Raw genomic sequence first — 12,599 nt, 5'->3', positions numbered from 1 at the left:
GGCGAGTGTCAAAAAGTTGAGTGGCATGGTTAAAATGTTTTACTGTTTGCGTAGCAAATGATTTAAAACATTGAATGGCTGAAACTTATTTTGACCGTCGAAAATCAAAGACAAGTCTTTTTTCGTTAGTTTTTTTGACGAAAAAAAGTGACAAAAGATTTCTCGATACCTCGAAATGACATATTGAATGTGATTCTGAGACAAGCTCAGAATGACAAAATTCGTAAAACGTTAAGCGTAGAACGCAAAACTTAATAAAACCTATGTTTCTATTGTGGTTAGAGAAATAATGTGTTAAAAAGTGTTAAATTCCTGTATCGTTGTATATCGAAAATGACACTTTTCTGTATCGGTTGTGTATCCGCGCTGTATCCATTCTGTATCCATTGTATATCCGTTCCGTATGGTTTGTTCGGTGTTCGTGTATCGGTGTTGAGTTGTAAAATGTAGTATGTATTAAGTAAAAAGTATTAAGTAAAAAGTATTAAGTATTAAGTATTAAGTATTAAGTATTAAGTATTATGGGAGGAGAAATTCTTCACCCTAGCTAAGAACAATACTTTGATTTTGTTTAGGTAAAAGCAAAAGAGAAATAAAAATTTATTTCTCTTTTTTTGTTATTTCACTAAATGGGTAAGAATACCTCTGATAATATCGTGTTGTAAATATAGGTTTCGCTTGCCTATTTGATATACGTTAAAATACTTTTTTAAGCGATACCTTCGTAAGGTGGATTTTGAAATTTGTAATAGGGTTGTTACTTGATGTTCTTCCATTAAAATGGAATCGTTGAATTGGATAATATTATTTTTCCAATCTTGTTCCAATTTATCTATTTTTTTGATAATAGAATTGAACCATTGAACCGAAAATATAGTTTTATCGTTCATAATTTTTTGTTTTTAAATTGATTCTTGAAAATCGAGAGGATTAATGTTATACACGTCGCAAAACTCTCTTAGACTTAACATGTCGTCTTTTGATTTACCAACTTTATGTTTGGCTTTTTGTAATAAGCGAAGACTTTGCCTGTAACTTCTTCCGGTGGCATTTTGAATGTCTTTCGCATAAATGATCATTCTTTTGTTTTTTTTCATATTTCTTTTTTTTTTTGATTGTGGAATTAAATTAAATAGAACTATATAGCTTGTTGTTGTTGCTGGTATTATTTGTTTAGTTTTTTTAGAAAATGATCTATTTTTCTAAAAATTATTGTTGTTGTATGACAAAAAGGGATAAAAATGTATTTTATTGATTATAAGTGACATTTGGTTTATGGTGACTTGTTTTATAGGGAAATAGATTAGAATTTTATGAAAAGTTTATGCAGAGTTGACTTATAGTATGAGGATTATGAGATGAGTAATGTGGAGATAGGCGACAGATAAAATGACTAACAACTATAAAAAAATAAAAGATGGATTTAGTTTTAAAAAGAAAATATTTACCTGATGGAACCAATGGACAGCTTTGGTTACAGCAACAACTGATTTGCATGACAATTGAGTTACCATGGAAGAACAATTTGAAACGCAAATCATGTATTCCTGAAGGTAAATATCCACTAAAGAAGCGATTTAGTAAACGTTTTGGGTGGCATGTATGGATTGATTTGGTTCCGAATCGATCGTTGATTTTATTTCATCCAGCGAATGATGCACTAAAGGAGCTGAATGGATGTATAGCTCCAGTTACTTCTCTGCAAGGAGAAGGAAAAGGTATTGACTCTCGTAAAGCATTTGAACGACTGAAAACAATCGTTTATGAGTATTTACAGAGAGGTGAACAGGTTTTTTTACATATTAAAAAATAAACGTTATGAATATAGTAGAACGTTTGCAATTGCCAACCCCTAAGTTATTTCAACGTATTCGTACAATAGGATTAGTCGCTGCTAGTATTGGTGGTGTATTGATTGCCGCTCCTGTTGTATTGCCAGCACTATTGGTGCAATTAGGTGGATATTTGGTTGTGACGGGAGGTGTTTTAACAGCTGTAAGTCAATTAACTGTTGACCATGATGTTGTTGATGAATCCGATGCCGCCTCACGATCACACGAAGTTTAGTGTGATTTGTGGAGCTATGTGCGGTATGTATGCGAGTATACAATGGCAGGATATTATTTCGACAATTTTACTTTCGCTCGTAGGGGCATTAAGTAGTTTCTGTCTTTCGCTGTTGTTGCAAAAATTGAAGAATGAAAATTTAATGTAATTGTTAAAGGCTACCCAGTAGATGGGTAGTTTTTTTGTTGTGTAAAAGTAGATGTGGGAATTGAGATATTCGATATTAGATATTCGATATTAGATGTGAGAATTGAGACTTGTAAAATGTAAAAAGTAGAGGTTAAGTTTGAGATTTTAGATATGAGTATTGAGGGGTTGTAGAATGTAGTAGTTGTGATGTATTAAGTATTAAGTATTATGTAAAAAGTACAATGTATTATGTATTTAAATATTGAAAAAGGATTATAAAAATGTCATATGATTTGGAGGCGAGTGTCAAAAAGTTGAGATGCATGATTAAGATTATTCATTTTTTTATTCATGAGTTATAATTGTTTTTAAATGAATTCATATGCCCTTTGGGGAACTTTGATGAAAAAACATTTGAGATTAAACATTTGAGATTAAAAATTTGAAATTAAAAGGAGAAGCTTTATAAGCTTCGGTATATTACTTTTTGCTTGATCAAAAAGTAATCAAAAAATCAAGACCGCGATTTTCGACGTTCAATTCTCATCTCACGCACTAAAAAGATTAAATGATTCGCATACGCTCACTAATCTTTTTTACGCTTGTTTCAATGGATTGAAGCTCGTCTGCAAATCGTATGTCAACTCTAAAATTCGTTGATAAAAGTGATAACGAATCTGAATTAGAAAAAAGGATTAGAAAAATGTCATATGATTTGGAGGCGAGTGTCAAAAAGTTGAAGAGAATGGTTAAAATATTTTACTGTTTGCGTAGCAAATGATTTAAAATATTGAATGGCTGAAACTTATTTTGACCGTCGAAAATCAAAGACAAGAGTTTTTTGATTACTTTTTTGCTCTCAAAAAAGTGATAGAAAGTACTTTATGTTCATTTTTTATTCATGAGTTATAATTGTTTTTAAATGAATTCATATGCCCTTTGGGGAACTTTGATGAAAAAACATTTGAAATTAAAAATTTGAAATTAAAAATTTGAAATTAAAAGGAGAAGCTCCAGTGGAGCTTAGGTAAAATTTTTATAAGTTGATTAATAATTATATGTTCATTTTTTTTCTTGATAAAAAAAAGAACCAAAAAGTTATTCATATGGTTTATTATTATTTTATGGTATTCATGAATGCAAAGCATTACAAGTCTATGCTTACAAGTCGGTCAATAACGGCTATTCGCTAAATGCTTTAGAACATTCGCATATGAAATGCGAACATAAATCATTTTTAACGCTCACTACGCCGAATTGACGCTCGACTTTTCAGCAATGACGGTTTATAAATTCATTGTTATAAACGAATTTGAATATTGAGAAAGGAATTAAAAAAATCCGACGATTTAGGATCGAAATGCAATTCAACTCTAAATTATTGGAATAAAAAAAGTTGGAGTGTCTGAGTGGAGCGAGTTGCCAACTTTATGGAAATAATTTATTTAAAATACCTGAGCCATACCATGGCTCCTCCTTTTAATTTCAAATGTTTTTTGGATGAGCAAAAAATGAAAGTAATAGATTTCTCGATACTTCAAATTAACAACGAGTTGAGATTCTGAACATAATTACGTGAATAAGAGGATAATTAGTAGTTCTTTATTTATTACTTTTTATTCATGGGTTATTATTGTTTTCAAATGAATTCATATACCCTTTGGGGAAGTCTTGATCAAAAAGTAATCAAAAGTTATTCATATGGTTTATTATTATTTTATGGTATTCATGAATGCAAAGCATTACAAGTCTATGCTTACAAGTCGGTCAATAATGGCTATTCGCTAAATGCTTTAGAACATTCGGATTTCATATGCGAACATAAATCATTTTTAACGCTCACTACGCCGAATTGACGCTCGACTTTTCAGCAATGACGGGTTTGAATTCATTGTTTAAAAAGGATTTTAATATTAAAAAAGGATGAGAAACCGGCATTAAAACTCTCACATTAAGAAAATGGTTGAGAGAGTATTGATAAGATTTTTTATTTTATGAAGTTTTATGATAAACTAATGAAGCAAAAATCATAGTTTTATCATAAATTTGCTCAACAAAAACAACTATAAAATGGCTGAAAAGATATGGTTATCATCTCCTCATATGGGAGGTAACGAACTAAAATACATTCACGAAGCATTCGATGCAAACTGGGTTGCACCATTAGGACCTAACGTAAATGGTTTTGAAGCAGATTTAGAAAATTTCTTAAATGCAGATGTAAAAGTTGCAGCATTATCTGCAGGAACAGCGGCAATTCATTTAGCATTAATAGAATGTGGGGTTTCACATGGTGATGAGGTAATCTGTCAATCGATGACATTCTCAGCAACAGCAAATCCAATTGCGTACCAAGGTGCAACGCCTGTTTTTGTAGATTCGGAAAAAGATACATGGAACCTTTGCCCAATTGCATTAGAAGAAGCAATTAAAGATAGAATTTCAAAAGGAAAAACACCAAAAGCAATTTTAGCAGTGCATTTGTACGGAATGCCATATAAAGTAGACGAAGTACATGCTGTTGCTGATAAATATAACATTCCTGTGATAGAAGATGCTGCAGAAGCATTAGGTTCTACTTTCAAAGGTAAAGCTTGTGGAACGTTCGGTCGTTTTGGAGCCTTATCATTCAATGGGAATAAAATTATTACAACTTCAGGAGGTGGAGCGTTAGTTTCCCACACACAAGAAGATAAAGATAAAGCGGTATTTTTAGCAACACAAGCACGCGATAATGCACCTCATTATCAACATTCACATATTGGGTATAATTACCGTATGAGTAATATTACTGCGGGTATCGGTCGTGGACAAATGGAAGTTCTACCAAGTAGAGTGGAAGCTCGTCGTGCAATGAATAAATTCTACCAAGAGTTATTTGCGGATATTGATGGCGTAACGGTATTTACAGAACCAAGTTCTGACTATTTCTCTAACCATTGGTTGTCAGCAATTTTAATTGATCCAAAAGTAGCAGGGAAAACGCGTGAAGATTTACGTTTAGCTTTCTTAGAAGATGATATCGAATCTCGTCCGTTATGGAAACCAATGCACATGCAACCTGTTTTCGCAGATGCACCTTATTATGGAGGAAAAGTAGCTGAAGAATTATTCGAAAACGGATTGTGTTTACCTTCTGGTTCTAATTTAACAGATGCAGAACGAGAAAGAATTGCAGCAAAAGTAAAAGAAGTATTTGGGAAATAATTTTCAACAATATAATACAAATCAAATCCTCCTAAGAAAACTTAGGAGGATTTTTATTTATAAGAATTAGACGTTTTTAATAAAAGTCCTCGAATAATTTGTTATAAGTTGATTATCGGTTAAATTTGTAATCAAATTGATCAGAAATTATGATTGACCAAATCAAACAATATATTGAAGAAGTAAAAAACTTCCATTCAACAAATGCTGCTGAAATTGAAGAATTCAGAATTAAATTTTTAGGAAAAAAAGGAATTTTAACGGACTTGTTTACACAGTTCAAATCTGTTCCGAATGAACAAAAAAAGGAATTTGGTCAAGTTGTGAATGAATTAAAAACATTGGCAACAGAAAAATCAACTGTTCTTAAAAATGAAATCTCAAACGAAGGAAAAACTGATTCTTCTTTAGATTTGACGCGTCCTGGAGAGCCTTTTACATTGGGTTCTCGTCATCCAATTAACATTACAAAAAATCGCATAATCGAGATTTTTAATCGCATTGGATTCAGTGTTTCTGAAGGTCCAGAAATCGAAGATGATTGGCACAATTTTACAGCGTTAAATTTGCCTGCGCATCACCCTGCGAGAGATATGCAAGATACATTTTTCATCGAAACTAATCCAGATATTGTGTTGCGTACGCATACGTCGTCTACGCAGATTCGTCATATGGAGAAAAATCAACCGCCCATGCGTTTCTTAGCGCCAGGTCGTGTTTACCGTAACGAAGCGATTTCGTCTCGTTCGCATATGATGTTCCACCAAATTGAAGGTTTGTATATCGACGAAGGTGTTTCGTTTGCAGATTTGAAACAAACTTTAAGTTATTTTACAACTGAGTTATTTGGTAAATCTGAAATTCGTTTACGTCCTTCATATTTCCCATTTACAGAGCCTTCTGCGGAGGTTGACGTATATTGGGGATTAGAAACTGAAACCGATTATCGTATGACAAAGGGTACAGGTTGGTTAGAAATTATGGGATGTGGAATGGTAGATCCTAACGTTTTGCGCAATGTAGATATCGATCCTGAAAAATATTCGGGTTATGCATTCGGTATGGGAATAGAGCGTATTGCGTTGTTGTTGTATCAAATTGGGGATATCCGTTTGTACACAGAAAATGATAAACGTTTCTTAGAGCAATTCCGATCAGAATTATTTTAAGATGAATAGAATATAAATAAAAAAAGGAACTCAATTTGAGTTCCTTTTTTTATTTACTACCTTTATGTAAACAAATGTTATTCATGAAAATACTCAATTCAAAACAGATAAAAGAATGGGACCAATTAACGATCAAACATCAAAATATATCCTCTTGGGATTTGATGGAGCGAGCTGTATTGAAATTGACTGAAAATATAGTGAATGATATTCCATCTAAAGAATTACCAATTATTATTTTTTGCGGAAAAGGAAATAATGGAGGAGATGGATTAGGAGTTGCAAGAGAATTGAAAAAATTAGGCTATAAAACATTGATTTATATATTGAAATCAGAGAATTATAGCGAAGATAATTTAAAGAATCAACAACTTTTGAGTTCTAATGATTTACATTTTTTTAATTTGAATGAAGAGTTACAACTTCCTGAAAATTCAGTTATTATCGATGCTATTTTCGGAATTGGAATTAATCAACCTTTGCATGATGATTGGAATTCAGTCTTCAATCAAATAGCAGAGTCAAATCCGACACAAATTATCTCGATAGATTTGCCTTCTGGTTTTATTGCTGATTCTCCTATGCAAAAATATTTTCCGTGTTGTAAATCAAATAAAACATATACTTTTCAGGTTCCTAAATTAGGTTTATTATTTCCTGAAAATCAGATTTACACCGATGAATTTATTTTGTTAGATATTGGATTAGAACAAAATGTGAATAATGAATTTGAGACAAATTATTATTTTATACAGAAAAATGATGTTCAGAAATTTCTAAAGAAACCAAGTCAATTTTCGCACAAAGGTACATTTGGTCATACGTTGATAATTGGTGGAAGTTTAGGAAAAATAGGTTCAATTATTTTAAGTGCAAAAGCAGCCTTGAAGACGGGTAGTGGTTTGGTAACGACTTATACTCCTCAATGTGGATTAAATATTTTGCAAACAAATTTGATAGAATCAATGAGTTTGACTGATGATTCAGAAAAACAAATTGAACATTTTCCTGAGATAAAAGTTTATCAAGGAGTTGCTGTTGGAATGGGAATGGGACAACATCCAACTACAGAAGCAAATTTTATCAATTGGATTAAGAATCAACAACAACCTTTGGTGATTGATGCTGATGCATTAAATTGTTTAGCTAATCAGAAAGATTGTTTTACGTTGATTCCACAAGATTCAGTTTTAACACCGCATCCAAAAGAGTTGCAACGTTTAATTGGAGAATGGGAAAATGATTTTAAGAAATTAGAAAAAGTTAAAAAACTTGCTGTTTTTCATCAATTGACATTTATTATAAAAGGTTTTTATACTGCAGTTATTACATCCGATGGTAAAACTTATTTCAATTCCACGGGAAATTGGGGAATGGCAACTGCTGGATCTGGAGATACGTTGAGTGGAATTATTGCGTCGCTAATTGGACAAGGTTATCATTCATCAGAAGCTTCAATTTTAGGTGTTTATTTACATGGATTGGCGGGAGATTTGGCTGTAAATAAAATTCATCCACATAGTTTAATTGCGTCAAATATTAGTGATTTTATCAGTGAAGCTTATTTTTATTTGGATTCGAATTTTTGAAAAAATAACAAAAAAACGGAACTCAATTTGAATTCCGTTTTTTGTTGAATATCTTTTCTAACTTGGTTTTGTCAATCTGTTGATTGTTGACTTCTACAAAATAATCTTGTTGCCAATTTTGAGTTTTCTCCGCTTGTTTATTTTCAGGTTTTACCCAATTCGGATAAACTCTAAAACCTCGTTTTCCTTCTTTTTTAATTGAGCTCAAAATATTCTTTTCAATTAAAATTGATTTCGGAAAAATATAAAAACCTAGTTTAGAATCATCTTCTGCCGCAATAATGTAATAATCAAAACCATCATTTTCGTCGAAAGGTTCGGTTTGTTTAGCTGTATTTCGTTTCCATAATGTTACAAATTGACCAACTTTTTTAGGCGTAATTTTCGCTTTTCTAAATTTTATAGAAAACTCATTAACATTGAAATTATAACCTATATATTCGTCACATTCTGCATCTTTTTCAAGAGTTGAAATGGATAAATTCGAAGATTTTAGAACAAAATCTTCGAATTTTTGAATAATTTCAGTCATTTATTTCAATTGTTGATAAAAGTACAACTCATACGTTGGGAATAAATTTGGATAGAAAATTTTTCCTAAATCATTCAAAATAATATCTGGACGTATAATTCCTTGTTCAAAATAATCATTCGAACCTTTTGCATTCATTCGTTTGTTGTAAGCGTACACATTTCCTTTCTTAAACGCATCAAACCACTTATAATTTGGATAAGAAGCTTTCATTTCTGCCAACGAATTTACGTTTGTTACATTGATCCAATAATTTGCAGATTTTCCAGCTGTATAAACTTCTTCAAATGTTAAGCTCAAACTATTTTCACCTGTTTTATTCTTGAAAATATAATTTCCTTTCGCGTCGTCAATCAATTTTGCTTGCAACAAATCATTTGTCGGAACGTACCAAATATCGCCATACATTGTATTCACAATTGTAGAAACATTACCTTGTGCTTTGGTTTGAATGATATTTTTGATCGAGTCGTAATTATTTTTAACCGTTTCTACACGTTTTTCAGCTTCTGTATCTTTTCCGAATAATTTTCCGAAAACCTTCAAATATTCAACTTGTCCTAACGGGTTTTGCTCTTTGTATTCATCTAAATACAACACTTTTATCCCATTTTGTTCCAATTGTTGATGAAATTTTGCTAAAACAGGATTAGAACTTGCGATAATCAATTGTGGTTTATTTTTTAAGATAATTTCTGTGAATAGTTCGTTTGAATTTCCAACTTTTAAGATTGATTTATTTGCAATTCCTTCGGCTATTTTAGGATTGTAAATAAAATCTGCATCGCAAACTCCTTTGATTAAGTCAAGACTTCCTAATTGATCTAAAAACGTCACGGCAGATGAAGTTTCAACCATCACAGTTTTGATAGGCAAGTCTTTTTTATCAAATGAAATTGTATTTCCAGAAGATTTTATCGTGATTGTTTCGTTGTTTTCTTCGATAGAAATATTTTTTGCAAACTGAAAAGTTGTATTTTCTTGTTCAGTTTTAACAGCTTCTTTCGACTGTTTACAACTACTAATGGCAAGAAGAACGAATGAGGTTAGAATAAATTTTTTTATCATTTGGATTGAATTTAGAGCAGGCAAGTTAAGAAATAGGATGAAATCATAAAAAAATATTTTTGTAAGCAATTGATTCGTTGTAAATTAAATTAATGTTTAGAATTTTTCTTAAAAAGATTAGGTTTTTACGATGAAAGTGCTGTATATTTGCATTCGAAAATAAAGGAAAATACTTTCAATTATTTCAAACGGCCGAGTGGCGCAACTGAATAGCGCACTTGATTACGGCTCAAGAGGTTACAGGTTTGAATCCTGTCTCGGTCACAAAAATGCTCAGCGTCAATCGTTGAGCTTTTTTTATGAATGTTAAATTCTATTGTTATCAATAAAAAAGTCCATCTACAAATTGTAAATGGACTTTTTGGATTTTTATTATTTCTTTCTGAAGTAAACTTCAACTGGAACTCCTTCAAAATTAAATTCCTTTCTCAATTGATTTTCGATAAATCGTTTGTAAGGATCTCTAATATATTGCGGCAAGTTACAGAAAAATGCGAATTGAGGCGTTTTTGTAGGTAACTGCGTTACATATTTGATTTTGATGTATTTTCCTTTTACTGCAGGTGGAGGTGTAATCTCGATAATCGGTAACAAAGTTTCGTTTAATTTACTTGTTTTGATACGACGACTACGGTTCTCGTAAACTTCGATAAATGTATCAACAGCTTTCAAGACACGTTGTTTTGTAAGAGCCGAGATAAACAACACAGGAACGTCTGTAAAAGGCGCAATACGTTTTAGAATAGCATCTTTGTATTCTTTCATTGTATTGGTTTCTTTCTCCAATAAATCCCATTTGTTGATTAAGATGACAACACCTTTTCGGTTACGTTCTGCTAAATAAAGAATATTCAAATCCTGTGCTTCAATTCCACGTTCTGCATCAATTACTAAGACACAAACGTCACATTCTTCGATTGCACGAACCGAACGCATCACAGAATAAAATTCTAAATCTTCGCTAACTTTTCCTTTTTTACGCATTCCGGCAGTGTCTACCAAAACAAATTCGTGTCCAAATTTATTGTACAACGTTTCGATAGAATCACGTGTTGTTCCTGCGATATCCGTTACAATATTACGTTCTTCACCTAATAATGCATTGATTAATGTAGATTTTCCAGCATTTGGACGACCTACGATCGTAATTTTAGGTAAACCTTCGAATGGATCAATGTGTTCTTCTTCTGTAAAACAATCTACCACATCATCCAATAATTCACCTGTACCACTTCCGCTCATTGCAGCGATTGTGTACATTTTTTCGAATCCTAAGTTATAAAACTCATAAGAATCTTCTAAATTTTTGTTGGTATCGACCTTATTCACAACTAAGAATGTAGGCTTCTTAGTGCGTCTTAAAAGGTTGCCAACTTCCTTATCCATATCCGTTAAACCAACTTGATTGTCTACCATGAACAAAATTACATTTGCTTCATCAATAGCCAATTCAACTTGCTTGCGGATCTCTTCTTCAAAGGTATCATCTGAACCAACGACATACCCTCCGGTATCGATTACGGTAAACTCTTTTCCATTCCAATCAGATTTTCCATAGTGACGGTCACGTGTAACACCAGAAGTGTCATCAACGATAGCTTGTCTTTTTTGGATCATTCTGTTGAAGAACGTAGATTTACCAACGTTTGGTCTTCCTACAATTGCAACTATATTTGACATTTTGCAAAGGTATAATTTTTAGAATTATTTTTTACATTAATTTTTTGATTGAGAAAGTATTGTAAATAAAAAAGGTTAGATAAACTCTAACCTTACTCCATTTTTATTTTACAACTTTAAGAAGTTCTTTTTCAGCAACCACTTTTCTAAGTCCGGAACTTGAGAAACGGTGGTCTCTTGAATTGTAATACAATTCGATTCCTTTTTCTTCACAATATTTACGTCCTGTAAAGTTTTTGTCTTGGTATTCAATCCCTAAAATACGCACATCGATTTTGAAAGATCTCAAAACATCTTCTAAATCCTGTTCTGTTGCATAAGGCACAATTTCGTCAACAAATTTGCAACCTTTTAACTGAATGTAGCGTTCTACAACAGTTTGTGTTGGTTTGTTTTTTTCTGGTCGATCTAATGTTGGATCTGTTTGTAAACCTACAATCAAATAATCGCAATGTTGTTTTGCGTCTTCTAGCATTTTGATATGTCCCGCATGAAGCAAATCAAAAGCACTAAATGTAATTCCGATTTTCATAGTGAATTAGTTTAGTCTTTTATAGTTAGTTTTTATTAATCTTCAGATGATCGGTTGTAATCATCTTCAATTCGAATGATGTCTTCCTCACCAAAATACGTACCATGTTGAACTTCGATAAAAATTAGAGTCTCATTACCTATGTTCTGAATACGATGTTTTGCTTTTAATGGAATAATAACGACTTCACCTGCTTTGTATTCATATTCTTTATCATCAAGTGTTACCATTGCAGTACCCTGAACAATTGTCCAAACTTCTGCACGATGATTGTGGTATTGGTAAGACAAACGCCCGCCAACATTCACTTCTATTCTTTTTAATTTATATATATCGGTGTCCTCTAATACGTAGTACGAACCCCAAGGTCTATTTCCTATTTCCATGTTTTATGCAATTTACGGAATATTTAGATACAACTCTAAAATACTCGATGAATAAATTGTTATGTTCATTCAAAAAAAAAACCTCAAACACATGCTTGAGGTTTTATAAATGTGGTGGTGCCTCCAGGAATCGAACCAGGGACACAAGGATTTTCAGTCCTTTGCTCTACCAACTGAGCTAAGGCACCGTCATTTTGGATTGCAAATATAAGAAGGTTTGTTTTATATTTCCAAAATTAT

Annotated in this window: 11 protein-coding genes and 2 tRNA genes; 7 read left to right on the top strand and 6 right to left on the bottom strand. The window is 32.1% G+C overall.

Features of this window, described 5'->3' with window-relative positions:
* The first annotated feature begins 1,417 nt into the window (after positions 1-1,417).
* The 6 genes from B3792_RS02850 (at position 1,418) to B3792_RS02825 (ending at position 8,161) form a co-directional block, all read left to right on the top strand.
* Entirely contained in the window at positions 1,418-1,813 is a 396-nt protein-coding gene (locus B3792_RS02850) for a DUF5675 family protein (protein ID WP_038337107.1), read from the top strand.
* A 29-nt stretch (positions 1,814-1,842) separates the two neighbouring features.
* Complete coding sequence (locus tag B3792_RS02845; protein WP_286495829.1) at positions 1,843-2,067, top strand: hypothetical protein; 225 nt, start codon at positions 1,843-1,845, stop codon at positions 2,065-2,067.
* A gap of 1,772 nt (positions 2,068-3,839) precedes the next feature.
* A complete protein-coding gene (locus tag B3792_RS02840; RefSeq protein ID WP_291068839.1) occupies positions 3,840-4,052 on the top strand; it encodes a hypothetical protein in 213 nt (70 codons plus the stop codon).
* A gap of 214 nt (positions 4,053-4,266) precedes the next feature.
* Positions 4,267-5,403, top strand: coding sequence for a DegT/DnrJ/EryC1/StrS family aminotransferase (locus B3792_RS02835; RefSeq protein WP_291068837.1), 1,137 nt, complete (start codon positions 4,267-4,269; stop codon positions 5,401-5,403).
* Positions 5,404-5,552: 149 nt separating this feature from the next.
* Complete coding sequence (gene pheS / locus B3792_RS02830) at positions 5,553-6,572, top strand: phenylalanine--tRNA ligase subunit alpha (RefSeq protein ID WP_291068835.1); 1,020 nt, start codon at positions 5,553-5,555, stop codon at positions 6,570-6,572.
* An 83-nt stretch (positions 6,573-6,655) separates the two neighbouring features.
* Positions 6,656-8,161, top strand: coding sequence for an NAD(P)H-hydrate dehydratase (locus tag B3792_RS02825; RefSeq protein WP_291068833.1), 1,506 nt, complete (start codon positions 6,656-6,658; stop codon positions 8,159-8,161).
* 22 nt (positions 8,162-8,183) lie between these two features.
* Here the strand turns inward: B3792_RS02825 and B3792_RS02820 are convergent, their stop codons facing one another.
* On the bottom strand, positions 8,184-8,693 hold the full coding sequence (locus B3792_RS02820; protein ID WP_291068831.1) for a MepB family protein: 510 nt from the start codon (positions 8,691-8,693) through the stop codon (positions 8,184-8,186).
* Entirely contained in the window at positions 8,694-9,761 is a 1,068-nt protein-coding gene (locus tag B3792_RS02815) for an ABC transporter substrate-binding protein (protein WP_291068829.1), read from the bottom strand.
* Between the two features lie 190 nt (positions 9,762-9,951).
* Here B3792_RS02815 and B3792_RS02810 point away from each other — a divergent pair.
* Positions 9,952-10,025 (top strand) — tRNA-Arg (locus B3792_RS02810).
* Positions 10,026-10,133: 108 nt separating this feature from the next.
* On the opposite strand, the gene der is transcribed toward B3792_RS02810, so the two are convergent.
* The 4 genes from der to B3792_RS02790 all read right to left on the bottom strand — a co-directional run bounded on the left by der (position 10,134) and on the right by B3792_RS02790 (position 12,547).
* On the bottom strand, positions 10,134-11,441 hold the full coding sequence (der, locus tag B3792_RS02805; protein WP_038336507.1) for a ribosome biogenesis GTPase Der: 1,308 nt from the start codon (positions 11,439-11,441) through the stop codon (positions 10,134-10,136).
* Between the two features lie 103 nt (positions 11,442-11,544).
* Complete coding sequence (locus B3792_RS02800) at positions 11,545-11,973, bottom strand: adenylyltransferase/cytidyltransferase family protein (RefSeq protein WP_038336508.1); 429 nt, start codon at positions 11,971-11,973, stop codon at positions 11,545-11,547.
* Between the two features lie 35 nt (positions 11,974-12,008).
* The gene (locus tag B3792_RS02795) at positions 12,009-12,359 is read right to left on the bottom strand and encodes a phosphomannose isomerase type II C-terminal cupin domain (RefSeq protein WP_038336510.1); all 351 of its coding nucleotides are present in this window, start codon (positions 12,357-12,359) and stop codon (positions 12,009-12,011) included.
* A gap of 112 nt (positions 12,360-12,471) precedes the next feature.
* Positions 12,472-12,547: transfer RNA gene (locus B3792_RS02790), tRNA-Phe, on the bottom strand.
* Positions 12,548-12,599 lie beyond the last annotated feature (52 nt).

Source organism: Empedobacter sp. UBA5924 (assembly GCF_002431085.1).
Classification (GTDB): Bacteria; Bacteroidota; Bacteroidia; order Flavobacteriales; family Weeksellaceae; genus Empedobacter; species Empedobacter falsenii_B.
This window is presented reverse-complemented; position numbering and strand designations above follow the sequence as displayed.

Coding starts and splice junctions, on each gene's coding strand:
- B3792_RS02800 (WP_038336508.1), bottom strand. CDS start 11,973: ATGAAAATCGGAATTACATTTAGTGCTTTTGATTTGCTTCATGCGGGA.
- B3792_RS02820 (WP_291068831.1), bottom strand. CDS start 8,693: ATGACTGAAATTATTCAAAAATTCGAAGATTTTGTTCTAAAATCTTCG.
- pheS (WP_291068835.1), top strand. CDS start 5,553: ATGATTGACCAAATCAAACAATATATTGAAGAAGTAAAAAACTTCCAT.
- B3792_RS02825 (WP_291068833.1), top strand. CDS start 6,656: ATGAAAATACTCAATTCAAAACAGATAAAAGAATGGGACCAATTAACG.
- B3792_RS02835 (WP_291068837.1), top strand. CDS start 4,267: ATGGCTGAAAAGATATGGTTATCATCTCCTCATATGGGAGGTAACGAA.
- B3792_RS02850 (WP_038337107.1), top strand. CDS start 1,418: ATGGATTTAGTTTTAAAAAGAAAATATTTACCTGATGGAACCAATGGA.
- B3792_RS02795 (WP_038336510.1), bottom strand. CDS start 12,359: ATGGAAATAGGAAATAGACCTTGGGGTTCGTACTACGTATTAGAGGAC.
- B3792_RS02840 (WP_291068839.1), top strand. CDS start 3,840: ATGAATTCATATACCCTTTGGGGAAGTCTTGATCAAAAAGTAATCAAA.
- B3792_RS02815 (WP_291068829.1), bottom strand. CDS start 9,761: ATGATAAAAAAATTTATTCTAACCTCATTCGTTCTTCTTGCCATTAGT.
- der (WP_038336507.1), bottom strand. CDS start 11,441: ATGTCAAATATAGTTGCAATTGTAGGAAGACCAAACGTTGGTAAATCT.